Origin of the sequence: Brevundimonas sp., from assembly GCF_036402095.1 — a bacterium.
In the GTDB taxonomy this organism is placed as follows: Bacteria; Pseudomonadota; Alphaproteobacteria; order Caulobacterales; family Caulobacteraceae; genus Brevundimonas.
On record NZ_DASWTO010000077.1, the window covers coordinates 1 to 25,680 of the forward strand.

The following is a 25,680-nucleotide window of genomic DNA, read 5'->3' on the forward strand; positions in this document are numbered from 1 at the left end:
AGCCCAGGGGACCGTAGCTCCAGTTCAATCCTGAGTGCTCGAGGCACGAACGCAGCACCACGATCAGGTAGAGCACCAGAGGCAGGGCTGCCGAACCGGCGATGACGCCGATCGGAAACAGCACCACGAGGTCGAGGAGGCGGTCCAGGAGCGGAAAGCGGAACCGCGTGAATACGCTCAGTTCGCTCTGGGAATGATGGACCTTGTGAAACTGCCATAGCACCGGCCAGGCGTGTTTGAGCCGATGCAGCCAGTAGCTCGCGAAGTCCGTGACCACGAGCGCAATGACGAGTTTCAGCCACAGCGGCGCCTGTGCGACGGCTTCGAGTCGGAGCCAGGGCGCCTGCTGGTCGACCGTCCCGTTGAGTCCCGCCGCGAGGGGGCCCAACAGAAGCAACGCCTCAAGATGGCTCAGTTCCAGGACGGCGTAGAGTACGTCCGTCCGCACGTTGCGTGACCCATATCTCTTCAGCAAGTCGCGGCGCTGGACCAGCTCGACCGTGACCACGACCGCCAGCGCGGCGGCGAGCGCGAGGTAGAAGGGCAGCTCCGCGCCGATATTGTGGACGGCCGACCTCGCGACCCTTTCGGCCAGGGGCCCTGTCCCTTCGAAGAGGCTCACGCCGCAGGCCCCCTGTAGAGGGGAGCCGGGACGATCGTCCGTTCACGGAACAGGCGCCACAGACCGATCACCGGAACCAGCTGCTGCTTGAACCAGGTCTCGGGCAGGCGCTCGCCGACGAGGCCATAGACCAGTTCCTGTTCGCCGCGCGGCGCCCAGGTGCCGAACAGATGATCCCAGACCGACAGCACGCCGCCGTAGTTGCGGTCCAGATGCGGCTCCAGCGACGAGTGATGCACCTCGTGGAAGGACGGCGAAACGAACAGCTTGTCCAGGGGGCCGAACGACCAGCCGCTGTCGGAATGGATGACCAGCTGGTGGAACTGCAGCAGGGCGACGATCGCCACCGGAAGGACGGCGTCGACCTGCATCACCGCCGCCGGCACGGCCAGGCTGGCGAAGGTCACGATGCGATCGATGATGGTGGCGCGGAAGGTGGTCAGAACGTTCAGATGCACCTGCGAGTGATGCGTCTTGTGAAACTGCCAGACGATCCGGCTCTCGTGCTGCAGCCGGTGCCACCAGTAGACCCAGAAGTCGGTGACGACGAAAATGATCACCAGCTGCGCCCACACCGGAAGGTCGGCCAGCGCCCGGATTTCCAGCCACGGCGCCCAGGTCTGCAGCGCCCGGGTGATGATCAGCCCGACCGGCAGCATGATGGCGAAGGTCACCAGATGCAGGAACTCCAGCACCCCATAGACCAGGTCGAGACGGACGCTCCGGGTCCAGTACCGGCGCAAGTCGCGCTTGCGGATCAGATCGATGGCCAGGCCGAGCGCCATCGCGGCCAGGACCTGCCCGTAGAACCAGCCTTCGGCGGCCACGTTCCTGGCAAGGCTGTCGACGACCACCATCGCGCTGCCCGCCGGATCCGCGAGAATATGCGACGGCCGCAGCGACAGCAGGCCGCTCACGACCGGCTGCCCTTCTGGTTGCGGACGTAGACGCCGTTGGTGGCCAGATAGGTGCGCACCTTGATCGGGCTGTGGTCGGTGAAGATGAACATCGACGAGATGGTGATGGCCGAGGCGCCGGCGTCCAGCGCCGCCTTGCAGTCGGCCAGGCTGCCGGCCCCGGAGGAGGCGATCAGCGGAATGCTCAGCTTGTTCGACAGATCGCTGATCAGCTCCAGATCGTATCCGTTCATCATCCCGTCGCGGTCGATCGAGGTCATCAGGATCTCGCCGGCGTGCAGGTCCTGCATGCGCTGGGCGAACTCGACGGGGTCGTGGCCGGTCTGGACCGAGCCGCCATGGCCGCACACCCGCTTTCGGCCGAACTCGTCGGCCTTGTAGTCGATCGAGACGACGATGCACTGGTCGCCGAACCGCGACGCGGCCTGGGTCACGAAGTCAGGGTCGTCGATGGCGGCCGAGTTGATGCTGACCTTGTCGGCGCCGCTCTTCAGCAGGCTTTCGATCTGGCCGAGGGTCTTGACCCCGCCGCCGGCGGTCAGCGGCACGAACACCTCCTCCGCCACCCGCTCGATGATGTCGCCGGTGACGACACGGTTCTCGGCGCTGGCGTCGATGTCGACGAAGATCAGCTCGTCGACGCCGTAGCTGTCATAGACCTTGGCGGTCGAGACGGGGTTGCCCGCCTCGCGCTGGTCCTCGGTGAAGCGCCGCATCTTCACCAGACGCCCGCCGCGGATCAGGAATTTGGGGATGATGCGTTTCTTGAGCATCAGAAATCGTGCGCCAGCCAGTTCTGCAGCAGCTGCAGTCCGTTGTCCTGGCTCTTCTCCGGGTGGAACTGCGTCGCCACGAGGTTATCCCGCCGCACCGCCGCGGTGAACGGCCCCCCGTGATCGCAGACGCCGACGACGTCCGCCGGGTCGCTGCAGACCATGTGGAACGAGTGCACGAAATAATAGTCGCTCTCGCCCGACGGCAGGCCCCTGAACAGCCATTCGTCGGGGGCGAACGAGACCGCGTTCCAGCCCACGTGCGGCACCTTGGCCGGGCGCTGCACCTCCAGCGGGCGGATCTCGGCGTCGAGCCAGCCGAGGCCTTCATGGGCGCCGTGTTCGAGGCTGCGCTTCGCGAACAGCTGCATGCCGAGGCAGACCCCCAGCACCGGCTTCTTCACCTCCAGCGCCAGCCGGTCCAGAACCGGTCGCAGACCCTTGTCGTCGATCGCCTTCATCGCGTCGCCGAACGCGCCGACGCCCGGCAGCACCAGCCGGTCGGCCGCCTCCAGCTCGTCGAAATCGGCGGTCACCACCGCGTCCTCGCCGATGTACTCGAAGGCGTTCATCAGTGAACGGACGTTGCCCATGCCGTAGTCGATGATCACGATGGTCATCGGGCGCGCTCCCTCATCCGGCCGGGGTCTTGGGCGGGCCGACGGGGATGTGGCTCAGGTCGGTGCGATCCCACTTGTCGAAGTCCGGCATGACCTCTCCGGTCTCCAGGTTCTTGCGGTCGAACTTCCACGGATGGACCTGGTGCGGCTCGAGGTATTTGTAGAACTCTTCCTCGGTCATCTGGATGGTCTCGAGGAACCAGTCCATCGAGGCCGGGCGCTTGCCGTCGTATTTCGCCTCGATCTCCAGGGCCTCTTCCCGGGTCTTGCGGCCGTTGCGGATGTCGATCGACAGCAGGTGGTTGGCCCGGCCGTAGCCCCGCTTCACATACTTCGAATAGTCCCGCATGCCCTGGAAGGTGCATTCGATCTTCTCGTAGTCGTACTCCGGCGGCACGCCCTCGACCGGCTGGCCCTTCCAGCCCAGTTCCTTCTCGATCAGGGCCACATTGGCCTTGGTGTCCCACTCGATATAGTTGCCCAGACAGATCGACTGGACCTTCAGCTTGATCAGGTCCTTGCGCTTCGGATAGTCGAACATCCACAGGTCGCGGCGCTCCACGCGCCCCTGCAGGAACTCGTACATGTCGTCGGCGGTGATGCCCTGGTTCATCAGCCGGTTGAACCGCTTCTCGTCGACCTCCTCCATCTCCTCGAAGGTGTACCAGCTGTGGTACTCGGCGGTGCTCTCGCCCCAGAACAGCAGCGGCACCTCGAAGCGCACCGCCATGTGCATGACGCCGGAATAGATGCCGGTGTGGCAGTGCCAGCAGAAGTCGCCGCGGCGCTTGAAGCTCTCCAGCATCAGCTCGCGCACCACATGGAAGTTCGGCGTGAACTCGACCACGTCGCAGCCCAGCTGCTTGAACACCGAGGTGTTGTTCTCCTCGACCAGCGGCCGGTAGCCCCAGTGGTTGTAGCGCACCACCAGCGGCTTCAGCTTCAGCACCTTGATGATGTAATAGAGCTGGAAGACCGAGTCCTTGCCGCCCGAATAGGGCACGATGCAGTCGTACAGGCCCTTGCCCTTGTGGGCGGCGACGATCTCGTCGAGCTGGCGCTGGCGGTCGGCCCAGTCGATCTTGTCCTGCTTGAACTCGACCTGGCGGCAGACCGAGCAGACGCCTTCTTCATCGTAGGTGATGGTGTCGACCGTCTCGGGGGTCAGGCAGCGGGTGCACTTGCGCATGGTCATTCCACGCCGGGCGCGGCGGCCCGGCTTTCAGCTTGAAGGATGGTGTCGAGGTTCGCGGCGATGGCCTCGATGCAGATGAAGTCCACCAGGTCGTCGACCTCGTGAGCCTTGTGGCGGGCGGTCTCGTAGCCGAGCGTCCGGGCGTGACAGAAGCCACGCTCGCGCCGCAGGGCCTCGACCGTCGAGATGTAGAGCGTCCCGTCCAGCACGAACAGCGGCTCGATGTCCTGCCGGCGCGGCATCTCGCCGAAGCTCGCGGCGGCGTAGGGGGCGATGGCGCCGTCGTCCGCCTTGCGCACCGCGAAGGCCGGATGGGTGGCTTCCAGCTTGGACACCCCGACGATCGCATCGGCGTCGGCGGCGACCAGCCGCTCCAAAGCGGCGTCGACGTCCGAGCCCTCGGTCAGGGGCGAGGTCGGCTCCAGCAGCACCACATAGTCGTAGACGTCTCCCGCTTCGGCCAGCGCGTCCACCGCATGCAGGATGAAGCCGATCGAGGGCGCCGTGTCCGAGGCCAGCTCGGCCGGACGCAGGAAAGGCGCGTCAGCCCCGTGCGCCACGGCGATGTCGGCGAAGCCCGGGTCGTCGGTCGAGATGATGGTCCGGTCGACATGGCGGGACGCGCGCGCGGCCGCGATCGGCCAAGCCAGCAGGGGCTTGCCCGCCAGCGGCCGGATGTTCTTCAGCGGCAGGCCCTTGGAGCCTTTCCGCGCCGGAACGATCGCCAGGACGCGCTTGCCGTCGATCATTTCCCGCCGGTCCCCGCGATGTCGGGCGCCTTGACGAACGGGGCGCGGGCGCGCTGCACCGACCGGTCGACCACCTTGTGGGCGAAGAACAGCGCCTTGGGATAGTTGAGACCGTGCGCCTGCTGGCTGCGGCGGATCTCGTCGTTCTGCTTCAGGATGCTGGCGGCGGTGCCGCCGGTCGCCCCGCCCGAGCGCATCCGAACCCAGATCTGCGGCACGTACACGGACTTCAGCTTGTGGACGTAGAAGGCGCGCAGCATGAAGTCGTAGTCGGCCGCCAGCCGGTAGCTGGTGTCGTACTGCCCGACCTTGTCGTAGGCCGCCCGGGTAAGGAACAGCGTCGGATGCGCCGGAATGAAGCCGCGGCGCAGGTTTTCAACCGTCGCCGGCCGCGACTTCCAGTGCCGCTCGATCTTGCCGGTGTTATCGGGATCCACATAGACGAGGTCGGCGTGCACCGCCTCCACCGTCGGGTCCTCGAACGCCTTCATGACGTTCTCGAGCACATCGGGCGCGCAATAGTAGTCGTCGGAGTTGATGAAGCCGATGACGTCGCCGGTCGCTCGCGACAGGCCCTTGTTGTAGGCGTCGTAGATGCCCTTGTCGGGCTCCGACACGGCCGAGGTCACGCGCTGCCCCTCGCGCGCCACGATCGCCATCGTCTCGTCCTTCGAGCCGCCGTCGACGACCAGATACTCGATCTGCGGATACGTCTGGACGTTCACCGAGCGCAGCGTGTCGGCGATGGTGCGGGCGCTGTTGTACGAGGCGGTGATCAGCGAAAGCGTCTTCATCACTCTGTTCCCACCCCGCCCAGCGGCGGCGCCGCGCGGTCCTTGTCCGACAGGATCACCGTCTCGACCCCCAGAAGCGCCGGCAGGCGGTCCGCGATCGAGAACGCCTGTTCCGACGCCTCATCGTAGCCGCCGTCGCAAACATATTCAAAGACAGTGTCTTGCAGGGCGTAGAAGCCGTGCGCGTATTCGGCCCCGATACGCACCCAGCCATCCTCCGGCGTCAGCCGCGTGGTGTGCAGCCGGCGGGCCGGATCGTTCATCGACACCACCACGTCCACGATCGCCCCCGAGACCACGCGAATGACCTTGGTCTGCTCCGACGGGGCCCGCTGCACATGCAGCCCCCGGAACACGCCGGCCTTCGAAAAGGACCGCTTCAGCACCATGGAGTCGCTCTCGTAGAGCACCTCCAGCCAGCCGCGTCCGTCCTCGCGACGGCGCGTCGTCTGATCCACCCGCACGAACGGATCCAAGGCTTCAGCTCCAGTCCGCGTTCTTGATCAGCAGGGCCTTGCGGGCGGCCAGCAGGTCGGCCTCCATCATCTCGTCGACCAGTTCCTCGAAGGTGATCTCGGGCTCCCAGCCCAGTTTCGCCTTGGCCTTGGACGGATCGCCCAGCAGGGTCTCGACCTCGGTCGGGCGGAAATAGCGCGGATCGACCCGGACGATGGCCTGGCCTTCCGCGATGGCGGGGCAGCGGGTCACGGCGTGAGCGGGATCGACCGCCTCGACGAAGCCGACCTCGTCGACTCCCGAACCCTCCCAGCGCAGCGTCACCCCGATGCGGGCGGCGGCGGCCTCGACGAACTGTCGCACGCTGTACTGCTTGCCGGTGGCGATGACGTAATCGTCCGGCTCGTCCTGCTGCAGCATCATCCACTGCATGCGGACATAGTCCTTCGCGTGGCCCCAGTCGCGCAGGGCGTCCATGTTGCCGAGGTAGAGGCAGTCGCTCAGCCCCTGCGCGATCTCTCCGAGGCCGCGTGTGATCTTGCGGGTGACGAAGGTCTCGCCCCGCCGCTCGCTCTCGTGATTGAACAGGATGCCGTTGCAGGCGAAGATTCCGTAGGCCTCGCGGTAGTTCACGCACATCCAGTAGGCGAACATCTTCGACACCGCATACGGGCTGCGCGGATAGAACGGCGTGGTCTCCGACTGGATCGGCTCCTGCACCAGGCCGTACAGCTCCGAGGTCGAGGCCTGGTAGAATTTGGTCTTCTTCTCCATGCCCAGCAGGCGGATGGCCTCCAGCAGCCGCAGGGTGCCCAGGGCATCGACGTCGGCGGTGTACTCCGGCGTCTCGAAGCTGACGGCGACGTGGCTCTGGGCGCCGAGGTTGTAGATTTCGTCCGGCTGCACCTGCTGGATGATGCGCACCAGGTTGGAGGTGTCGGTCAGGTCGCCGAAATGCATCTGGAAGCGCACGTCGGCGTCGTGCAGGTCCTGGTAGATGTGGTCGACCCGCTCGGTGTTGAACAGCGACGAGCGGCGCTTGATGCCGTGAACCTCATAGCCCTTCTCCAGCAGGAATTCCGCCAGATAGGAGCCGTCCTGGCCTGTGATGCCGGTGATCAGCGCGGTCTTCTTCGTCATCGGGCCTTCCAGACAGAGAGCGGTCGGAGGGCGCACGGGCGCACGAAGGCGCGGCCCGGGTGTCCCCCCGCATCGGGCGATTGCCGGCCCTGAACGCGCCGCCCGCGACGGCGATCCACGGCCGCCGCCTGTCTAGGCGGGAAATGTGACGATGACCAGCGAGCGAGCGGCGCCGACCCTGCGTTTTCCCCGAGGTGACCTCGGCGCCGCCGTGCGCTAGGAGCCCCGCACGAGGAGTCCCCGCAATGAGTCGTCACCGCAGCCGAACCCTGGGCGATCGTCCGCTGTCGCCGGAAACCCTGATGATGGGCTACGGCTATGATCCGGCCCTGTCCGAGGGCTCGATCAAGGCGCCGATCTTCCAGACCTCGACCTTCGTCTTCAAATCGGCCGAGGACGGCAAACGCTTCTTCGAAGTGGCCTACGGCCTGCGCGAGAAGGACCCGGAAGAAGCGCTGGGCCTGATCTATTCGCGGATCAACAACCCCAACCTCGAGATCCTCGAGGACCGTCTGGCCGTATGGGACGACGCCGAGAAGGCGCTGGTCTTCTCCAGCGGCATGGCGGCCATCTCGACCACGATCCTGGCTCTCAGCCGGCCGGGCGACATCGTCGTCTATACGGCCCCCGCGTACGGCGGCACCGAATACCTGTTCGACCGCATCCTGCCGCGCATGGGCGTCGACACCGTCAGCGTCGCCGACTGCGACGGCGGCGAGGCCCTGTCCCGCGCCATCGGCGAGGCCGCGGCGGCGGCAGCGGAGCGCGGCGGACGGCTGGCCGCGGTCTATGTCGAGACCCCGGCCAATCCGACCAACCAGTTGATCGACCTGCGCGCGGCGACCGAGGCCATCCGCACGCTCGACCAGGCGGAGCCTCCGCCGTTGGTGGTCGACAACACCTTCCTGGGCCCGCTGTGGCAGAAGCCGCTCGAGCACGGGGCGGATCTGGTGTTGTATTCCCTGACCAAATACGTCGGCGGACACTCCGATCTGATCGCCGGCGCCTGTCTCGGCCGCGCCGAGCTGATGGGTCGGGTGGGCGAGATGCGCACCATCTGCGGCACGGTCACCGATCCGCACACCGCCTGGCTGCTGATGCGCAGCCTCGAGACCCTGCATATCCGCATGGAGCGGTCCCAGGCCAACGCCATGGCGCTGGTCGGCCGCCTGCGGGGCCACGCGAAGATCGAGGCCGTGCTCGACGCGGGCGGGGCCGAAAGCTCTCCCGCCCAGCAGGCGATCTTCGCCCGCCAGTGCACCGGCGCCGGCTCGACCTTCTCGCTGCGTCTGAAGGGCGGCGAGGCCGAGGCCTTCCGCATGCTCAACGCCTTGCGGCTGTTCAAGCTGGCCGTCAGCCTGGGCGGGACCGAGAGCCTCGTCTCGCACCCGTCCAGCACGACCCATTCCGACTACAGCCCCGAGGCCAAGGCCCGCTGCGGCATCGGCGACAACCTCGTCCGGCTGTCGGTCGGCATCGAGAACGTCGACGACCTGTACGCCGACCTCGAGCAGGCGCTGGCGGCGGTCTAGGTCAGGGCCGCGGCTGCGACCGCCAGAAAGGCGTGGCCCATCAGCCAGAGCACGGCCGCGAAATTGATCGTGAACACCTGGCCGCGCAGGGCGACGTCGTCGCCGGTGCACTGGACGAGGGTGTGGGCGAGGCGGCCCGCGAGGAAGACCCAGGCGGCGGCCACGTCCCAGGCTGTCGCCTGTTCCGCCAGGATCAGCAGCACGGCGCCGATCCAGGCGAACACCGGCGCCTCGAACTGGTTGGCGAGGTTGCGCTGGAACCGCGCCGACAGCGGCGCGTCGCCGTCCGCCCGGGCGAAGTCGTTCTTGCTCGCCTCGCCGCGCCGCACGGTGGTCAGGCGGGCCCAGGTCAGCGCTGCATACAGACCAGCGATCAGGCCGAAATGCAGGAATAGCGGCGCCAGCAGCGCCGCGGCCATCGGGGTCGTCACCTCAGGCATGGATGTCGACGTCCTTGCGGTCCCGGATCAGCAGTCCGCCGACAACCACCGTCAGGGCCGCGATCGCGACCGGGTACCACAGGCCGTAGTAGATATTGCCGGTGGCGGCCACGATGGCGAAGGCCGTGGTCGGCAGGAAGCCCCCGAACCAGCCGTTGCCGATGTGGTAGGGCAGGGACATGGAGGTGTAGCGCACCCGGGTGGGGAACATCTCCACCAGCGCCGCAGCGATCGGCCCGTAGACCATGGTCACATACAGCACCAGCAGGAACAGGATGCCGACGACCCGCGGCCTGTCGACCAGCGCGCTGTCGGCCTTTGCGGGATAGCCGGCGGCGGTCAGGGCGCCGCCCAGTTCAGTTTCGAAGGCCGTCTTGCGCGCCGTGAATTCAGACCGGGGAATGGCCGAGCTCGGCAGGGTGCCGAAGACATCTTCCATGATGACGCTGTGGAAACTCGGGACGCTCGCCTCGCCGATGCGGACCTCGGCCACCGCCCCGGCGGGGGCGGCGACAGTCTCATAGGTGACCCCCGCCTTGGCCAGATAGCTCTTGGCCAGGTCACAGGAACTGTCGAAGACGGTCTTGCCCACCGGATCGAACTGGAAGGCGCAGTCTGCCGGATCGGCCACCACCGTCACCGGCGAGGCCGCGGTCGCCGCCGCCAGCCGCGGGTTGGCCGCCTCCGTCAGGGCATGGAACAGCGGGAAATAGGTCAGGGCGGCCAGCAGGCAGCCGGCGAGGATGATCGGCTTGCGCCCCACCTTGTCCGACAACCAGCCCCAGAAGACGAAGAAGGGCGTGGTCAGCGCCAGCGCCGTGGCGATCAGCACATTGGCCAGCGCCGGCTCGACCTTCAGCGTCTTCTCGAGGAAGAACAGGGCGTAGAACTGGCCCGTGTACCAGACCACCGCCTGCCCGGCGGCGAGGCCGAACAGGGCCAGCAGCACCAGCTTGAGGTTCGGCCATTTGCCGAAACTGTCCTTCAGCGGCGTGGAGGAACCCCGGCCTTCGGCCTTCATGCGCTGGAAGGCCGGGCTTTCGGCCAGCTTGAGCCGGATCCACAGCGATACGCCGAGCAGCAGGATCGAGACGAGGAACGGAATGCGCCAGCCCCAGTCCGTGAAGGCCGCCTCGCCCAGCGCCGTGCGCACGCCCAGGATGACCAGCAGGCTCAGCATCAGGCCTGCGGTGGCCGTGATCTGGATGAAGCTGGTGTAGAAGCCGCGCTTTCCCGGCGGCGCGTGCTCGGCGACATAGGTCGCGGCCCCGCCGTACTCCCCGCCCAGCGCCAGCCCCTGCAGCAGCCGCATCAGGATCAGCACCACCGGCGCCGCGACGCCTATGGCCGCATAGGACGGCAGCAGTCCGACCACGAAGGTCGACAGCCCCATCAGCAGCATGGTGACGAGGAAGGTGTTCTTGCGCCCCCACAGGTCGCCCAGCCGCCCGAAGAAGACGGCGCCGAACGGCCGCACTGCGAACCCCGCCGCGAACGCCATCAGGGCGAAGATGAAGCCGGTGGTCTCGTTTACGCCGGAGAAGAACTGGGCGGTGATGATCGCGGCCAGTGAACCGTAGAGGTAGAAATCGTACCACTCGATCACCGTGCCGACCGACGAGGCGAGGATCACCAGACCGTCGCGGCGGCCGACGGTGGGCTCTTCAGCAGCAGCGGCGTCCGTCATGGCCCCTCCCAAGGCGTCGTGGCGAAGGTGGACCGGATTCTCGTGGCGCGCCAGCTAGCGGACTGCTGCTGCGCTCCGGCCCGCGACGAGCGCCTCGACCTCGGCCAGCGAGGTCATCGCGTTGTCGCCCGGCGTCGTCATGGCCAGGGTTCCATGCGCGGTCCCGTAATCGACGGCGGCCTGCGGACCCAGGCCGTTCAGGAAGGCCCAGGCCATCCCTGAAACGAAGCCGTCGCCGCCGCCGACCCGGTCCAGCACGGCGATCTCCCGCGGCGCCGTCTCATGCCGGCGTCCGTCGGCCCACAGCACCCCGCCCCAGCGGTTGACCGAGGCCGAAACCGGATCGCGCAGTGTCGCGGCGAACACCTTCACATTGGCGAAGTCCCCGGCCACCCGTCCGACCAGCCGGTCGAACGGGCCGCTGTCGCAAGGGTCCGCCCGCGCGTCGGCCGTCTCGATCCCGAGACAGGAGGCGAAGGCGTATTCGTCGCCCACCAGCACGTCGACCAGTCCCGCGATCTCGCGGTTGACCCGCCGGGCGGCGTCCGGGTCCGGATGGCTGGACCACAGGCTGGCGCGGTAGTTGAGATCGTAGCTGACCACCACGCCGTGCCGCCTGGCCGCGCGGATCGCCGCCAGCGCCGTCTCCGCCGTGCTCTCCGACAGGGCCGCGAAGATGCCGCCCGTGTGCAGCCAGCGAACCCCTTCGCCGCCGAACAGGGCGTCCCAGTCGACCTCGTCCGGGCGCATCTGCGAGGCTGCCGAATTGGCCCGGTCCGACGCCCCCAGCGCGCCCCGCACGCCGAAGCCCCGCTCGGTGAAATTCAGGCCGACCCGGGTGTTTCGTCCGATCCCGTCGGCCTCGCGCCACAGGATGTGAGAGGTGTCGACCCCGCCCTGCAGGATCAGATCCTCGACCAGGGCGCCGATCTCGGTGCGGGGCAGGGCGGTGACCACGGCGCTCCGCAGCCCGAAGGTCTTCCGCAGGCCGCGGGCCACATTGTACTCGCCGCCGCCCTCCCAGACCTGGAAGGTGCGCGCCGTGCGGATCCGGCCCTCGCCGGGATCGAGGCGCAGCATGACCTCGCCCAGGGCGACGCAGTCCCAGCGGCAGTCTTCGGCCCGGCGCAGCGCCAGAAGATCGGTCATTTCATCAGCGAGGGCAGCCACAGCGAAAGCGCCGGGATGAAGGTGACCAGCATCAGCACGCCGAGGCAAGCCAGCCAGAACGGCCAGATGCTCTTCAGCGCCCGGGTCATCGGTATCCCGGCGATGGCGCTGCCGACGAACAGCACCGAGCCGACCGGCGGGGTGATCAGGCCGATGCCGCAGTTGAGCAGCAGGATGACCCCGAACTGGACCGGGTCGATCCCGAACGCCTTGGCCACCGGCAGGAAGATCGGCGTGCAGATGATGATCAGCGGAGCCATGTCCATGAAGGTGCCGAGCACCAGCAGGATGACGTTGATCAGCAGCAGGATCAGGATCGGGTTTTCGGTCAGGGTCTGCAGCAGGCTGACCATCATGGTCGGGACCTGCAGATACGCCATCAGCCAGCCGAAGGCCCCGGCGCAGCCGATGATGAAAAGCACCATGCCCGAGGTCCTGGCCGCGCCGACACAGGCGGCCTTGAAGGCGTTCCAGGTCATGTGGCGGTAGATCAGTCCGGTCACGACCGTGGCGTAGACCACGGCGATCGAGGCGCTCTCGACGGCGGTGAAGATCCCGGCGCGGATGCCGCCGAAGATGATGCCGACCAGCAGCAGGCCGGGCACGGCGGCGACCAGTCGCGTCGCCACGGCCCCGAAGCCGGGGAAGGGCTCCGCCGCGTAGCCGCGCTTGCGGGCCACGATATAGGCGGTGACCATCAGGACCGCGGCCAGCAGCAGGGCCGGCAGGATGCCCGCGGCGAACAGGTCCGAGATCGACACCCCGCCGCCGGCCGCCGCCGAATACAGGATCATGTTGTGCGACGGCGGCACCAGCAGGGCCACCAGCGCCGCCGATATGGTCACGTTGACGGCGTAGTCGGCCTCGTAGCCGCGCTTCTGCATCTGCGGGATCATGGTGCCGCCGATGGCCGAGACGTCGGCGATGGCGCTGCCCGAGACCCCGCCGAACAGGGTCGAGCCGACGACGGTGACCTGCCCGAGTCCGCCGCGCACATGGCCGACCATGGACGAGGCGAGGGCGATCATACGGTCGGACAGGCCGCCCTTCATCATCAGCTCGCCGGTGAAGATGAACAGCGGAATGGCCAGCAGGGCCACCGAGGTGATGTCCGACCCCATCTGCTGGAACACCACGATGGGGGGCAGCGCCAGATACAGGACCGTCGCCAGGGTCGCCGCCAGCAGCGAGAAGGCGACCGGCACGCCCAGAACCAGCAGCACCGCCAGCAGGCCGAAGAGGATGACGTATTCCATGCTCAGTCCTCCGCCCCGGCCGCCGCATCCGGCGCGCGGTAGTCCCCGGTCAGCAGCCGCTCGACGGCGAACAGCAGGATCAGGGCCCCGCCGACGCACAGGCCGGCGAATTTGAGGCCCGAGGGCAGGGGCGCGCCGGCCATGGCCACCGGCCATTCGTCGACCATCAGCATGCCGCCCAGCACCATCAGCCCGGCGCCCGACGCCGCCGCGATCAGCCGCGAGATCGACTTGAGCAGCCACTGCATCGGACGGGGCGCCGCATCGCGGAAGGTCTGGAAGGCGAAATGCGTCTCGCGCCTGACCGCCACGGCCGCCCCGAACATCACGGCGAAGCTCATCAGCAGCAGGGCCAGCGGCTCGGTCCAGCCGGGGCTGTCGTTCAGCACATAGCGGGCGAAGACCTGCCACGCCTGCACCAGCGCCATGCCCACGAGCGCCGCGCCCGCCAATCCCATGACGAGGCTCGCCAGACCGTCGAGGGCGCGGACGGCTCCGCGTCGGGATTCAGACATTCGGGCCCTCCCTGAGCGCCGGGGATTGCGCGGCCGTTCAGGCGACCGCTGCGATACGTTCGTGGAGCGCGCGCAGGCGCGGCTCGGCAAGATACTTGTCCAGCACCGGACGGACGGTGGCGGCGAAGGCGGCCTTGTCGACCTCCGACACCTGGGTGCCGGCCGCGATCACCGTGGCTCTGGCCGCGGCCTCGCGCCGGTCCCACTCGACCCGCATCAGCGGCACCGAGCGGCGGGCCACGTCCCGGACGAGATCCTGATCCGCCTTGCCGAGCCGCTCCAGGCTGGCCTTCGACATCAGCAGGGCGTCGGGTGAGAAGGAGTGCTCGGTCTGGCTCCAGTAGCGGGCCACCTCGAACTGGCGGCTGGACTGATAGCTGGGCCAGTTGTTCTCGGCCCCGTCGATCAGGTGGGTCTGCAGCGACGAGAACACCGCGCCGAAGGTCAGCGGCGTCGGATTGGCGCCCATGGCCCGGATCGAGTCGAGGAAGATGTCCGACTGCGGCGCCCGCATCTTCAACCCGCGCAGGTGCCCCGGCTCGCTGACCGGACGCCGCACATTGTAGAAGCAGCGCGGGGCGGCGTCGTAATAGGCCAGCCCGACCAGGCCCCGATGTTCGAAGACGTTCAGCAGCTCGGTGCCGATCGCGCCGTCGACCACGGCGCGGACATGGCCCACCGACCGGAACACATAGGGCAGGGCCAGCAGCCGGGTCTCGGGAAAGGCGTTGTTCAGGGCCGCGACGGCCACGCGGCAGATGTCGACCGCCTGGAACCGGGTCAGCCCGATGGAATCGTCCTCGGTGCCCAGCTGCCCGGCGGGGAACTGGCGCACCCCGAGCCGGCCGTCGGTCAGCCGCCCAAGTTCCTCGCCCATCCATTTGACGGCGTTGACGGTCGGATAGTCGGCGGGGTGGACGTCGACCGCATTGAATACCGTCCGGCCGTTCGCCGCGGGCCGGGGCGCGCAGGCCGCGAGGCCCGCGAGGCCGGCCAGTCCGAGGGTCCTGCGCGTCAGGCTCACGACGTCTCTCCCTCCGCGGGCGCGGCGAGGCATTCGATGCGCCCGTCGGGTCCGAAATCGGCCGCCGCCGCCTGCCCGGCGACGATGTCATGCACGCCGGTCGCCGCGCCGGTCGACACCAGCTGCCCCGCCTCCAGCCGCCGCCCGCGACGATGCAGGAGGTTCAGCAGGAAGGCGAGGGACTCGAGCGGTCCGCCGGGGATGGCCGAAGCCCCGCCCCGGCCGACGACGGCTCCGTCGATGCTCACCGTGCAGGTCAGGCCCGGCAGGCGCGCGCGCCAGTCCGCGATCTCGCCGCCCAGGATCAGGCCGGCGTTGTTGCCGAAATCCGAGGCTGTCACCGCCGGGCCGTGGTCGTTGATGCCGGCGAACGGGCTGCCGGCGATCTCGACGCCGGTGAAGACCCGCGACACCAGCGGCTGCACGGCGGCCGCGGTCCAGTCGCCGCGGTCGGGCGCGGTCTCCCCCAGCTCCAGCACATACTCGGCCTCGACCGCCGCGAAGCCGCCCTCGATGACCGCGAAACGGGTCGGGGCGGCGCCCGCCTTCCACACCGCGCGCGCGAAGATGGGCCCCGCCAGCCGCCCGGCTTCAAACCGGATGTCATGCGGCGGGTTGATGCGGCCCAGCTTCCAGCCTGCGATCCGGTCCGGCCAGGCGGAGATCGCGTCGTCCTGAATGGCGTAGGCGGCGTCCAGCGAGCCGGGCTCGACCCCCGGATAAGCCGCCAGCGCCCGGCCGGCCCGCCGCGCGTTCACGAAGGCCCGCGCGACCGGCGAACCGCTTGAATTGTCGTGTGCGTGGCTCACGCCGCCTCCCTGTTGCGGCAGACATTGCGCAGGAAGGAAACCGGTGTCAATTTGAATCCGGCGACACTCTCGCGGTGGCGCTGACGATGAAGGTCGCGGCCACAGGCGACCCTGTGACAGGATGGAAACATGACGCTCGCCCGCATCGCGGTCCTCGCCGCCGCCCTTCTGCTTCCGACGATCCTTCCCGGGAAGGGGGCGGCGCAGGCGCCGGCGCCGGTCCAGGCCGAGACGGCCCTGCCGGCCTTCCCGGGCGCGCAGGGCTGGGCGTCCCGCACGCCCGGCGGACGCGGCGGGTGGATCATCCGCGTCACCAATCTGAACAGCGAGGGCCCCGGGTCCCTGCGCGCCGCCATCGAGGCCGAGGGGCCCCGGATCGTGGTGTTCGAGGTCGGCGGGGTCATCGACCTCGGCAAGAAGACCCTGAAACTTCAGAACCCCTACATCACCATCGCGGGCCAGACCGCGCCGTCGCCCGGCATCACCCTGATCCGGGGCGGCATGGACATCACGGGCCACGACGTGATCGTCCAGCATATCCGCATCCGCCCCGGCTCGGCCGGCGGCGAATGGATGAGCGGCTGGGACGAGGACTCAATCGCCACCGTCGGCGCCTGGAACGTCATCATCGACCACTGCAGCCTGACCTGGGCGACGGACGAGAACCTGTCCGCCTCCGGCCCCCGCTTCACCGGCTCGACGCCCGAAGAGTGGCGCGCCGGCACCAGCCACGACATCACCTTCTCCAACAACCTGGTCGGCGAGAGCCTGGCCTATTCGACCCACTCCAAGGGCGAGCACTCCAAGGGCTCGCTGATCCACGACAACGTCACCAACCTGCTGATTGTCGGCAATCTCTACGCTCACAATTACGAGCGCAGCCCGCTGTTCAAGGGCGGCGTCCACGGCATCATCGCCAACAACCTGATCTACAATCCGGGGCCCCGCGCCATCCACTACAACCTCGCGCCCGAGGAGTGGGGGAGCGTCCCGTTCGAGGTCGGCAAGATGACCGTGGTGGGCAATGTCCTGCGCGCGGGGCCCTCCACGCCCACGGATCGTCTCGCCTTCATGATGATCGGCGGAGCGGGCGACGTGGAGTACTACGGCCGCGACAACATCGCCGTCGATCAGGTCGGGGAGCCGATCCGCATGTTCGGCCGCTACACCACCGCCCCGGCCCGGATCATCGAGATGCGCCGCCCGCCGGTCTGGTGGGAGGGCCTGGCGCCGATCCCGGCCGAGCAGGTGCAGGTCTCGGTCCTGTCGCAGGTCGGGGCCCGTCCGTGGGACCGTGATATGCGCGACGTTCTGCTGATCGCCGAGGTGGCCGAGGGGCGCGGTGAGATCATCGATCACGAGCGGCAGGTCGGCGGCTATCCTCCGGTGGTCGAGGCGACGCGCAAGCCGTTCAACCCCGACGACTGGGACCTGCGTTTCATGACGCCCCTGCGGGACGAGGTGCTCGACCGGCCTGCCCAGCGCCGGGGGACCTGACAGGCGCGCGAAGGCGGGGGAATGCACAAGCCCCGGTTTTTGTCCTAAGGACAGCGTTCGATCAGAGAGACTCACCCGCGTGAACGAGCCCAGACGGACCGGCGGCAAGCCGGCGACCATCAACGACATCGCCCGCCTGGCCGAGGTGTCGAAGAAGACTGTCTCGCGGGTCATCAACAACTCCCCCTTCGTCAAGGAGGAGACCCGCAAGCGGGTGGCGGCCGTCATCGCGGAGCATGGATTCACCCCCGATCCGCAGGCCCGCGGCCTGGCCTTCCGGCGGTCCTTCCTCGTCGGGATGATCTACGACAATCCCAGCCCCAACTATGTCGTCAACATGCAGCAGGGCGTGCTGGACGCAGTGCGGGGTTCGGGTCTGGAGCTGGTGGTCCACCCCTGCGACCGCGCCTCGGAGACCTTCCTTTCTGAGGTTCGCGCCTTCGTCGTGCGGCAGAAGCTGTTCGGGGTGGTGATGCCGCCGTCGGTGTCCGAGGACGACCGCGTCGTCGCCATCCTGAAGGAGGCCGACTGCCCCTATGTACGCATCGCCTCGGTGTCGCTGGACGAACCCGCCAACATGGTGGTCACCCACGACAGCCGCGGCGCCGCCCGGGCCGCGCGGCACCTCGCCGAACTGGGTCATCGGCGCATCGCCTTCATCTCGGGCCCCGACAGTTTCCGGTCTTCCCACGAGCGCGGCGCCGGCTTCCGCGACGGCCTGGCGGAGCACGGTCTGAAGCTCGACGAAGCCTACGTCCGGCAGGGCGCCTACACCTTCGAGTCAGGGGTCGAGGCGGCGAAAAGCCTGCTGGCCATGCCGGAGCCGCCCACCGCGATCTTCGCCGGCAACGACGAGATGGCCATCGGGGTGATGAAGGCCGCCCGCGACGCCGGTCTCGACGTGCCGCGCGACCTGTCGATCGTCGGCTTCGACGACCTGCCGATGGCGTCGCGCGTCTGGCCCAATCTCACCACCGTTCGCCTGCCGATCCGCGACATGGGCCGGATGGCGGCCGAGAAGCTGACCGCCCGCAGCCGCGGGCTGGATCCGGCGACCCTGCCGCAGGCCGAGGTCGATCCGTCACTGGTGGTGCGCGACTCGACGGCCGCGCCGGGGCGGTAACGACGCCGTCCGGGGCGGCGCCCTGGGCGGAGGGTCAGCAGGTCGGCGTCCGGCTTGCTCCCGATCATGACACCGGTTACCTAGACGACGCGTTCCGGCCCGGACAAGGTGAGTTCCATGTATTGCAAGACCTATCACGCCACCCACCCGGACATGATGCAGGGGGTCTCCAACGACCAGCTGCGCGAGCGCTATCTGATCGACGGCCTGTTCGCGCCCGGGGAAATCCGGCTGAACTACACCCACTACGAGCGCTTCGTGATCGGCGGCGTCCAGCCCGGCGCCATCCCGGTCAGGCTGCCCGACCAGACCGAGCCGGCTTCGGCCGCGGGCCATCCCTTTCTCGAGCGCCGCGAACTGGGCGTGGTCAACGTCGGCGGCGCGACCGGGACGGTCACGGTCGACGGCCAGACCTTCACGCTGGAAGCCAATGACGGCCTGTACGTCGCCATGGGCTCCAAGGAGGTGACCTTCGCCGGCGACACCCGCTTCTACCTGGCCTCGACCCCGGCCCACGCCCGGTACGAGACGAAACACATCTCCCTGGCCCAGGCCGTGCCGCTTGAGCGCGGCGCGCTGGAGACGTCGAACGAGCGCACCATCTACCAGTACATCGTTCCGGCCACCTGCCAGTCGTGCCAGCTGCTGCTGGGCCTGACGATCCTCAAGACGGGCAGCGTCTGGAACACCATGCCGCCGCACCTGCACGACCGCCGGTCCGAGGTCTATTTCTACTTCGGCCTGTCGGAGAACGACCGGGTGTTCCACTTCATGGGCGAGCCGGACGCGCAGCGGCATATCGTGGTCGCCGACGGCGAAGCGGTGGTGTCGCCGCCGTGGTCGATCCACATGGGGTCGGGAACGTCCAGCTACACCTTCATCTGGGCCATGGGCGGCGAGAACCTCGACTACACCGACATGCACGTCCTCGACATCTGCCAGCTGAAATGAGCCCGTTCGATCTCAGCGGCCGTACGGCCCTCGTCACCGGAGCCAACACCGGGCTCGGCCAGGCCATCGCCGTCGGACTGGCCGAGGCGGGGGCCGACATCGTCGCCGTCGGCCGTTCCGCGCCCAGCCAGACCGCGCGCATGGTCGAGGAAGCCGGGCGGAGGCTCTACGCCATACCCGCCGATCTCTCCTCCATCGCGCCGCTCGGCGAGGTCGTCGCCCGGGCCGTCGAGTCCGCCGGCGCGATCGATATCCTGGTCAACAACGCCGGCATCATCCGCCGCGCCGACAGTCTCGACTTCACCGAGGAGGACTGGGACGCGGTGATCGACACCAATCTGAAGACGGCCTTCTTCCTGTCGCAGGCTGTGGCCCGGACATGGGTCGAGGCCGGGCGGGGCGGCCGGATCATCAACATCTGCTCGATGCTCAGCTTCCAGGGCGGCATACGCGTGCCGTCCTACACGGCCTCGAAGAGCGGCCTGGCCGGGCTGACGCGCCTGCTGGCCTGCGAATGGGCGGGCAGGGGCATCAACGTCAACGGCATCGCGCCGGGCTATTTCGCCACCAACAACACCGAGGCCCTGCGCGCCGACGAGGGCCGCAACCGGGACATTCTCGCCCGCATCCCGGCCGGCCGCTGGGGCGATCCGGCGGACCTGAAAGGGGCGGCTGTGTTCCTGGCCTCGGAGGCGGCCGCCTATGTGCACGGCGCGATCCTGCCCGTCGACGGCGGCTGGCTCGCCCGTTAGGCCGAAAGCACACTCCAGATCAATCGGCTGACGGCGGGGAACCGGCCCGCCTGGCAGGGGTTGGTCAGGCGTAATGTCGTGAAGCCTACTTATGAACCCCCTCCATACCGCCGAGGAATGCCGCCAGAAGGTAAGGGAACTGATCGCCGAAGCCGTGCGCGAGCCGGACGACACGCGGCGCGAAGGTCTTCTCGGCCTGGCTGACCAGTGGATGGAGGCGGCCCGCCGCCGCGCCAGCTCAGCCTTCAGCGGCCCGCCAGGGCGTTCAGCCAGCCTTCGAGGTTCGTGAATCCGTCTCCATCGGCATCGGCGGCGCCGTCCGCCGCCCCGGCCGCGTCCAGCCCGTGAGCGGTTTCCCAGTCGTCGGGCAGTCCGTCGCCGTCGGTGTCCGTCCACGGGACGCCGGCGTCCAGCCGGGGCCAGCCGCCCACTTCGGCCTGGCTGTCGATGATGCGGCCCGAGCGGTTGCGGACGCCGGCGACGATGCGTGCATCCACGGCGTCGCGCACCGGCCCGGCTCCGGCCCCCTCCAGCACCCGCGCCAAAGCCTCGCCCGGATCCTCCGCGGCCGCCTCCGCCCAGTCCGGCCGGGCGGTCAGCCGATAGCCCGGGCGGTCGCCGTCGCGGACCAGGCTCCACGGATCGGCCGGAACCTCCCCGTCCATGGCGTTGTCCTCGAACCAGGCCCGCGCCAGGGGATTCGCCTCCTCGAACGCCAGGCGGCCGCGCGTGTCCGGGCCCGGGACATAGGCGTTGCCGATGAAGGCGTAGGCCGACAGGCTGTCCGTATCGGCGTTATAGCCGGCGTGCGAACCGCCCCAGTCGTAGAAGACGTTGGAGCGGAACTCGAAACGCGGGCCCTCGGGGTCGACGGCGGGGGCGTTGTAGTTGCCCGGCCGGGGCATGCGCGCCCGGTGCGCGGCCCACAGATTGTGGTGGAAGGTCATGCGCGCGCCATGCCCGCCCCGGATCAGGGAACCGTATCCGTGGTCGCCCTTCGCGTGGCCCGAGGCGTTCAGGGACTCGGCGATCAGCGACCACTGCACCGTCACGTCATAGACGCCCTGCTCCGGCGGATCGTAGCGGCTGCCGACGGACAGCGTCTCGTCCACCGACCAGGAGGCCGACACGTGGTCGAGGATGATGCGGCGTCCGCGCTCGATCGAGATGGCGTCGGCCTCGACCCCGCTCTCGTCGCCCAGGCGGGAGCGGATGTGACGGATGACCACGTCGTCGGCGGCGACGATCAGCGGCTGGTCGCGCAGGGTGATCCCGCCGCCCGGCGCGGTCTGGCCGGCGATCGTGATACGGCCCCGCCGGATGGTCAGCGGCGAGGCGAGGCGGATCGTCCCGCCGATGTCGAACACCACCGTGCGCGGGCCTTCGGCTTCGATCGCGGCGCGCAGGCTTCCCGGGCCGCTGTCGCTCAGGTTGGTGACCCGCCAGACCGCGCCCCCGCGCCCGCCTGTGGCATGGCGTCCCGCGCCCTCGGCCCCGGGAAAGGCGAGGGTCGCCCCCTGCGCCTGGGCCTGCGCCGCTGCGGGGTGTGCCCCCAGCGACACGCATAGCGCCGTTACCGCAGCGCTTGTGACCGCTTTGTGTCGAACCGGCCTTGCGAAAACGCGGATCATCGGGTTACGCTCTCAATTGCTACCGGTGTCAGAGCGTATCTCGCGCAAAGATGACACCGGTGTCAAACGGGAAAGCCAGCACGGGCCGGACCGCAAAAATCGATAGACCGGGGTCACTCCGGCGTCCTGTATGCCCATTGGGAGGAGGCATATGATGCAAGCCATTCAGTCGGGGCCGCGCGCCCTGCGTCGCACTCTGTTCGCCGGCGCCTCGGGCCTGGCCGTCACCCTGTCGCTGGGCGGGGCTGCGCTGGCCCAGACGCCCCCCCAGGATCCGCAGGAAGAGGCCACCCAGGTCGACGAGGTCGTCGTCACCGGCTTCCGCGCCAGCCTGAGCGCCAGCCTCGACGCCAAGCGGCGCGACGCCAACGTCGTCGACGTCATCGTCGCCGAGGACATCGCCGACTTCCCCGATCTGAACCTCGCCGAGTCGATCCAGCGGGTGCCGGGCGTGGCCATCGACCGCGACGCGGGCGAGGGCCGCTCGATCACCGTCCGCGGCCTCGGCGCCGACTTCACCCGCACGCGCATCAACGGCATGGAGGCCCAGGCCACCGCCGGCGGCACCGACTCTTCGGGCGGCGCCAACCGCGGGCGCGGTTTCGACTTCAACGTCTTCGCCTCGGAACTCTTCCAGAGCATCACGGTGCGCAAGACCGCCGCCGCCGAGACCGAGGAAGGGTCGCTGGGCGCCACCGTCGACCTGCAGGCCTCGCGCCCGTTCGACTACCGCGGCTTCACCGCCGCCGCCTCGGTCCAGGGCGGCTACAACGACCTGTCGGAAACCTGGAGCCCGCGCACGGCCTTCCTGCTCAGCGACACCTTCGGCGCCAATGACGAGTTCGGCGCCCTGATCTCGGTCGCCTACAGCGAGCGCGACTCGCTGGAAGAGGGCTTCAGTTCGGTCCGCTGGGCCCCGGCCGCGGCTCCGGGCAGCGGCAACAGCGGCGGATTCTGCTCGCCGCTCGGCTTCGCACCCCAGAACCCCGGCAACAGCGGCGCCAACGGCTCGAACGCCGCCAACTGCTCGACGGGCAACCCGCGGCCGGCCAACACGCCGGGCAACGTCGCCGCCTACACCCTGGCGAATGATCCGAACGTCTTCATTCCGCGCCTGCCGCGCTACGGCCGGCTCAGCCACACCCAGGAACGCCTCGGCGTCACCGGCGCCTTCCAGTGGCGCCCCGCCGACAGCACGCTGTTCTCGCTCGACGTGCTGTATTCCAAGCTCGACGCCACCCGCCAGGAAGACTTCCTCGAAGCGCTGTCGTTCAGCCGCAACGCGGCGGCCGGCGGCCAGACCCAGATTCACGTCCTCGACGCCGACGTCGAGAACAACATGCTGGTCTACGGCCTGTTCGACAACGTCGATGTCCGTTCCGAGAGCCGGTACGACGTGCTGTCGACCGAGTTCCTGCAGATCAGCCTGACGGCCGAGCACGACTTCTCCGACCGCCTGCGCGGCCGGTATTATTTCGGCCGGGCGGAGTCGAATTTCGACAACCCCATCCAGACCACCGTCACCCTCGATCGCTCCAACACCGACGGCTATTCCTGGGACTTCCGGGGCAATATGAACGCGCCGGTGATCGACTACGGCTTCGACGTCACCGATCCGGCCAACTGGGAATGGCGCGCCATCGGCGCCGCCGTGCCCCGCTCCGAAATCCGCCTGCGGCCGAACGGCGTCGACACCGTCTTCGATTCAGCCCAGGCCGACCTTGAGTACGACGCCTCGGATTGGCTGACGGTCAAGGGCGGGCTCAACTGGAAGACCTACACCTCCACCTCGTTTGAATCGCGTCGAACGGACGAAACCGTCGTGCCGGCGCTTCCGCCGGGCGTGACCGTGGCGGACATCTCCAACCTGCTGACGGGCTTCGGCGCCAACCTGATCCCGGGCGGCACGGACGGTTCCTGGCTCCGGCCCGACCTGAACGCCATCGCCGATCTGTTCGACATCTACTGCAACTGCGACACCGGCGTGCCCGGCGGTGACTTCCGCCTGACCAGCATCACCAACGGCAACGCCCGCGGCGGCAACCGGTCCATCCATGAAGAGGATCTGGCCTTCTATCTGCAGGCCGATTTCGATACGACGCTGTTCAGCATGCCGGTGCGGGGCAACCTCGGCGTCCGCCACGTCACCACCTGGCTCGAGGCCGAGGGCTACAGCTCGACCGGCGGCGGCACCCTGGTGCAGGGCGAGAACGAATACACCGACACCCTGCCGTCGCTGAACCTGACCTTCGAACCGGTCGAGGATGTCCTCATCCGCTTCGGCGCGGCCAAGGTCATGGCCCGTCCCCAGATCGGCAACACCCTGGCCGGCACCAACTATCTGGTGCCCACCACTTCGCTGGCGGCGACCGGGCCCAACTTCACCGCGACCATCGGCAACGTGAAGCTGGAGCCGTTCCGGGCCGACACCTACGACCTCAGCGTCGAATGGTATTTCGGCGAGGAAAGCCTGCTGTCCTTCGCGTATTTCTACAAGGACATCGACACCTACATCCAGATTCTGCGCCAGGACCTGCCGTACACGGCCCTGACCGCGCTGAACCCGTCGGCCTTCGCGCCGCAGTTCTGCACCGGCGCCTGTTCGCCGACGCAGATCTTCCAGCTGACCGCGGCGGTGAACACCGAAGGCGGCCCGCTCAAGGGCTTCGAGATCAGCTACCAGCAGCCGTTCCGCTTCCTTCCGGGCCCGCTCGGCAACACCGGCGTGCAGCTGAACTACACCCACGTGGAGTCCGAGATCGACTACTGCGCCAACGCCCTGTGCACGGCGTTCCAGACCGCCGACCTGATCAACCTGTCGCCGCAGTCGTGGAACGCCACCCTGTATTACGAGGACGACCGGCTGTCGGCGCGCATCTCGGCGGCGGCCCGCGACGCCTACACCCAGAACGTCCCGGGCCGGAACGGCAACCAGATCGAAGGCAAGAAGGAGACCTTCAACCTGGACGCCTCGGCGTCCTACCAACTCTCCGACAGCGTCGAACTGACCTTCGAGGCCCTCAACCTGACCGACGAGTTCAACCATCAGATCGTCGGCGACGGGGCGGATCGCGAGAGCACCTCCGTCTACCACCACACCGGCCGGCAGTACTTCGTCGGCGCCCGCTATCGCTTCTGATCTCTCCTGATGGAAGCCGCCTTCGCGCCGCCGGACCCCAATCCGGCGGCGCTTTCTTTTTCCGCGATCAGTCGCGCGGGACCAGCAGGTCCGTCAGGTCGGCCCAAACGCTTTCGGCGGTCGGCGCCCGCCCCGCGCCCCGTCCCCGCGCCGTGAACACCCGCCCGTCGGCGGAGATGACTCTCAGCGCGTTGCTTTCGTCCGGCAGATCAGCGAACAGCGGGCGCCCCTCCGCCGCCTCGATGGCCACGCCCGCCTGTCGGCAGGCGATGTCCAGCCGGGCGATCTGGCGGACCCGTCCGGACGGCAGGGCGCGGGCCGCACACAGGGTTTCGCGGGACACACCCTCGACCGGCAAGCCCCAGCCGGCCGCCTCCCAGGCCAGGATCGCCAGTTTCGCGGCGGCGTCCAGACCGGTCAGATCGGCCGTCGAATCCTCCTCCGCGAAGCCCGCCGCACGGGCGGCGGCCAGCGCCGTGTCGAACGCCATCCCCTCCGCCAACCGGTTGAGGATGAAGTTGCAGGTGCCGTTCAGAACCGCCTCGATCGACACCACCGGGCCGTGGGCGCGGGCGCGGCGCACGGTTTCGATCGCGGGCGTCCCGCCACCGACGGCGGCGGAGTAGAGCAGGCGCGCGCCCGAGGCCGCCGCCAGCGCGGTCAGGGCAGGCAGGTCGCCGCCGACCGCCTGCTTGTTGGCGCTGACCACGTCGATCCCGCGCGACAGGCTGGCCCGGATCAGGGCCAGCCCGGTCGAGCTGCCGGAAATGGCCTCGACGACCACGTCCGGCTCGCGCGCCAGCAGGGCGCCCGGGTCGGTCAGCAGCAGGCCGCGGGGCGGGGCGACGTCGCGCGGCTTGCCCGGATCGCGCACGAGCACGCCGACAA

General features: G+C 68.6%; 23 protein-coding genes and 1 pseudogene. 6 read left to right on the forward strand and 18 right to left on the reverse strand.

The genetic code is table 11. The features are described 5' to 3' along the window. The 9 genes from VGD32_RS06325 to gmd all read right to left on the reverse strand — a co-directional run. Positions 1-622: sterol desaturase family protein (locus tag VGD32_RS06325; protein WP_331031057.1), on the reverse strand; the 622-nt coding region annotated here is incomplete at its 3' end. Then, entirely contained in the window at positions 619-1,539 is a 921-nt protein-coding gene (locus tag VGD32_RS06330; protein WP_331031058.1) for a sterol desaturase family protein, read from the reverse strand. The genes VGD32_RS06325 and VGD32_RS06330, both read right to left, overlap by 4 nt. Then, positions 1,536-2,312 (reverse strand): imidazole glycerol phosphate synthase cyclase subunit, encoded by a 777-nt coding sequence (locus VGD32_RS06335; RefSeq protein ID WP_331031059.1) that lies wholly within the window; start codon positions 2,310-2,312, stop codon positions 1,536-1,538. Before VGD32_RS06335 ends, VGD32_RS06330 begins: the two co-directional genes overlap by 4 nt. After that, positions 2,312-2,932 carry an imidazole glycerol phosphate synthase subunit HisH gene (gene hisH / locus VGD32_RS06340; protein WP_331031060.1) on the reverse strand — a complete coding sequence of 207 codons (621 nt, stop codon included), beginning with the start codon at positions 2,930-2,932 and terminating at the stop codon, positions 2,312-2,314. The genes VGD32_RS06335 and hisH overlap by 1 nt, the downstream gene beginning before the upstream one ends. A gap of 13 nt (positions 2,933-2,945) precedes the next feature. After that, positions 2,946-4,121 carry an N-acetyl sugar amidotransferase gene (locus tag VGD32_RS06345; protein WP_331031061.1) on the reverse strand — a complete coding sequence of 392 codons (1,176 nt, stop codon included), beginning with the start codon at positions 4,119-4,121 and terminating at the stop codon, positions 2,946-2,948. A gap of 2 nt (positions 4,122-4,123) precedes the next feature. Next, on the reverse strand, positions 4,124-4,876 hold the full coding sequence (locus tag VGD32_RS06350) for an acylneuraminate cytidylyltransferase family protein (RefSeq protein ID WP_331031062.1): 753 nt from the start codon (positions 4,874-4,876) through the stop codon (positions 4,124-4,126). Beyond that, positions 4,873-5,670, reverse strand: a complete 798-nt coding sequence (locus VGD32_RS06355; RefSeq protein WP_331031063.1) for a glycosyltransferase family 2 protein — start codon at positions 5,668-5,670, stop codon at positions 4,873-4,875. The genes VGD32_RS06350 and VGD32_RS06355 overlap by 4 nt, the downstream gene beginning before the upstream one ends. Further along, positions 5,670-6,146: a dTDP-4-dehydrorhamnose 3,5-epimerase family protein gene (locus tag VGD32_RS06360; protein ID WP_331031064.1), complete on the reverse strand. Its 477-nt coding sequence runs from the start codon at positions 6,144-6,146 to the stop codon at positions 5,670-5,672. The genes VGD32_RS06355 and VGD32_RS06360 overlap by 1 nt, the downstream gene beginning before the upstream one ends. A gap of 4 nt (positions 6,147-6,150) precedes the next feature. Further along, the gene (gmd, locus tag VGD32_RS06365) at positions 6,151-7,266 is read right to left on the reverse strand and encodes a GDP-mannose 4,6-dehydratase (RefSeq protein WP_331031065.1); all 1,116 of its coding nucleotides are present in this window, start codon (positions 7,264-7,266) and stop codon (positions 6,151-6,153) included. 245 nt (positions 7,267-7,511) lie between these two features. On the opposite strand from gmd, the gene VGD32_RS06370 reads away from it, so the two are divergent. After that, the gene (locus VGD32_RS06370) at positions 7,512-8,798 is read left to right on the forward strand and encodes a cystathionine gamma-synthase family protein (RefSeq protein WP_331031066.1); all 1,287 of its coding nucleotides are present in this window, start codon (positions 7,512-7,514) and stop codon (positions 8,796-8,798) included. On the opposite strand, the gene VGD32_RS06375 is transcribed toward VGD32_RS06370, so the two are convergent. From VGD32_RS06375 to VGD32_RS06405, 7 genes are read right to left on the reverse strand one after another with little or no spacing between them, the layout of a single operon-like run. Beyond that, the gene (locus tag VGD32_RS06375) at positions 8,795-9,238 is read right to left on the reverse strand and encodes an MAPEG family protein (protein WP_331031067.1); all 444 of its coding nucleotides are present in this window, start codon (positions 9,236-9,238) and stop codon (positions 8,795-8,797) included. The genes VGD32_RS06370 and VGD32_RS06375 overlap by 4 nt on opposite strands. Continuing rightward, positions 9,231-10,925 carry an MFS transporter gene (locus VGD32_RS06380; protein WP_331031068.1) on the reverse strand — a complete coding sequence of 565 codons (1,695 nt, stop codon included), beginning with the start codon at positions 10,923-10,925 and terminating at the stop codon, positions 9,231-9,233. The genes VGD32_RS06375 and VGD32_RS06380 overlap by 8 nt, the downstream gene beginning before the upstream one ends. Positions 10,926-10,979: 54 nt before the next feature. Further along, positions 10,980-12,074, reverse strand: a complete 1,095-nt coding sequence (locus VGD32_RS06385; RefSeq protein WP_331031069.1) for a sugar kinase — start codon at positions 12,072-12,074, stop codon at positions 10,980-10,982. Then, positions 12,071-13,351 (reverse strand): TRAP transporter large permease, encoded by a 1,281-nt coding sequence (locus tag VGD32_RS06390; protein WP_331031070.1) that lies wholly within the window; start codon positions 13,349-13,351, stop codon positions 12,071-12,073. Before VGD32_RS06390 ends, VGD32_RS06385 begins: the two co-directional genes overlap by 4 nt. A gap of 2 nt (positions 13,352-13,353) precedes the next feature. Next, complete coding sequence (locus tag VGD32_RS06395; RefSeq protein WP_331031071.1) at positions 13,354-13,866, reverse strand: TRAP transporter small permease; 513 nt, start codon at positions 13,864-13,866, stop codon at positions 13,354-13,356. Positions 13,867-13,903: 37 nt separating this feature from the next. Then, positions 13,904-14,890: a TRAP transporter substrate-binding protein gene (locus VGD32_RS06400; protein ID WP_331031072.1), complete on the reverse strand. Its 987-nt coding sequence runs from the start codon at positions 14,888-14,890 to the stop codon at positions 13,904-13,906. Beyond that, positions 14,887-15,699 (reverse strand): 2-keto-4-pentenoate hydratase, encoded by an 813-nt coding sequence (locus VGD32_RS06405; protein ID WP_331031073.1) that lies wholly within the window; start codon positions 15,697-15,699, stop codon positions 14,887-14,889. Before VGD32_RS06405 ends, VGD32_RS06400 begins: the two co-directional genes overlap by 4 nt. A gap of 129 nt (positions 15,700-15,828) precedes the next feature. Here VGD32_RS06405 and VGD32_RS06410 point away from each other — a divergent pair, with 129 nt between their 5' ends. From VGD32_RS06410 to kduD, 4 genes are all read left to right on the forward strand, one after another. Next, on the forward strand, positions 15,829-17,196 hold the full coding sequence (locus tag VGD32_RS06410) for a pectate lyase (RefSeq protein WP_331031074.1): 1,368 nt from the start codon (positions 15,829-15,831) through the stop codon (positions 17,194-17,196). Positions 17,197-17,275: 79 nt separating this feature from the next. Beyond that, positions 17,276-18,319 (forward strand): LacI family DNA-binding transcriptional regulator, encoded by a 1,044-nt coding sequence (locus VGD32_RS06415; RefSeq protein ID WP_331031075.1) that lies wholly within the window; start codon positions 17,276-17,278, stop codon positions 18,317-18,319. Positions 18,320-18,436: 117 nt separating this feature from the next. Beyond that, positions 18,437-19,270 carry a 5-dehydro-4-deoxy-D-glucuronate isomerase gene (gene kduI / locus VGD32_RS06420; protein ID WP_331031076.1) on the forward strand — a complete coding sequence of 278 codons (834 nt, stop codon included), beginning with the start codon at positions 18,437-18,439 and terminating at the stop codon, positions 19,268-19,270. Next, on the forward strand, positions 19,267-20,022 hold the full coding sequence (gene kduD, locus VGD32_RS06425; protein WP_331031077.1) for a 2-dehydro-3-deoxy-D-gluconate 5-dehydrogenase KduD: 756 nt from the start codon (positions 19,267-19,269) through the stop codon (positions 20,020-20,022). Before kduI ends, kduD begins: the two co-directional genes overlap by 4 nt. A gap of 245 nt (positions 20,023-20,267) precedes the next feature. On the opposite strand, the gene VGD32_RS06430 is transcribed toward kduD, so the two are convergent. Then, positions 20,268-21,584: a pectate lyase gene (locus VGD32_RS06430; RefSeq protein WP_331031078.1), complete on the reverse strand. Its 1,317-nt coding sequence runs from the start codon at positions 21,582-21,584 to the stop codon at positions 20,268-20,270. A gap of 220 nt (positions 21,585-21,804) precedes the next feature. On the opposite strand from VGD32_RS06430, the gene VGD32_RS06435 reads away from it, so the two are divergent. After that, on the forward strand, positions 21,805-24,792 hold the full coding sequence (locus VGD32_RS06435) for a TonB-dependent receptor (protein WP_331031079.1): 2,988 nt from the start codon (positions 21,805-21,807) through the stop codon (positions 24,790-24,792). Positions 24,793-24,859: 67 nt separating this feature from the next. Here VGD32_RS06435 and VGD32_RS06440 read toward each other — a convergent pair. Beyond that, a pseudogene (locus VGD32_RS06440) lies at positions 24,860-25,680 on the reverse strand (homoserine dehydrogenase); the annotation flags it as partial.

Bases quoted from the DNA above. Each gene is read 5' to 3' on its own strand.
- VGD32_RS06395 (WP_331031071.1), bottom strand. From the start codon at position 13,866: ATGTCTGAATCCCGACGCGGAGCCGTCCGCGCCCTCGACGGTCTGGCG.
- kduD (WP_331031077.1), top strand. From the start codon at position 19,267: ATGAGCCCGTTCGATCTCAGCGGCCGTACGGCCCTCGTCACCGGAGCC.
- VGD32_RS06385 (WP_331031069.1), bottom strand. From the start codon at position 12,074: ATGACCGATCTTCTGGCGCTGCGCCGGGCCGAAGACTGCCGCTGGGAC.
- VGD32_RS06390 (WP_331031070.1), bottom strand. From the start codon at position 13,351: ATGGAATACGTCATCCTCTTCGGCCTGCTGGCGGTGCTGCTGGTTCTG.
- VGD32_RS06355 (WP_331031063.1), bottom strand. From the start codon at position 5,670: ATGAAGACGCTTTCGCTGATCACCGCCTCGTACAACAGCGCCCGCACC.
- gmd (WP_331031065.1), bottom strand. From the start codon at position 7,266: ATGACGAAGAAGACCGCGCTGATCACCGGCATCACAGGCCAGGACGGC.
- VGD32_RS06335 (WP_331031059.1), bottom strand. From the start codon at position 2,312: ATGCTCAAGAAACGCATCATCCCCAAATTCCTGATCCGCGGCGGGCGT.
- VGD32_RS06345 (WP_331031061.1), bottom strand. From the start codon at position 4,121: ATGCGCAAGTGCACCCGCTGCCTGACCCCCGAGACGGTCGACACCATC.
- VGD32_RS06380 (WP_331031068.1), bottom strand. From the start codon at position 10,925: ATGACGGACGCCGCTGCTGCTGAAGAGCCCACCGTCGGCCGCCGCGAC.
- VGD32_RS06350 (WP_331031062.1), bottom strand. From the start codon at position 4,876: ATGATCGACGGCAAGCGCGTCCTGGCGATCGTTCCGGCGCGGAAAGGC.
- kduI (WP_331031076.1), top strand. From the start codon at position 18,437: ATGTATTGCAAGACCTATCACGCCACCCACCCGGACATGATGCAGGGG.
- VGD32_RS06375 (WP_331031067.1), bottom strand. From the start codon at position 9,238: ATGCCTGAGGTGACGACCCCGATGGCCGCGGCGCTGCTGGCGCCGCTA.
- hisH (WP_331031060.1), bottom strand. From the start codon at position 2,932: ATGACCATCGTGATCATCGACTACGGCATGGGCAACGTCCGTTCACTG.
- VGD32_RS06370 (WP_331031066.1), top strand. From the start codon at position 7,512: ATGAGTCGTCACCGCAGCCGAACCCTGGGCGATCGTCCGCTGTCGCCG.
- VGD32_RS06410 (WP_331031074.1), top strand. From the start codon at position 15,829: ATGACGCTCGCCCGCATCGCGGTCCTCGCCGCCGCCCTTCTGCTTCCG.
- VGD32_RS06435 (WP_331031079.1), top strand. From the start codon at position 21,805: ATGATGCAAGCCATTCAGTCGGGGCCGCGCGCCCTGCGTCGCACTCTG.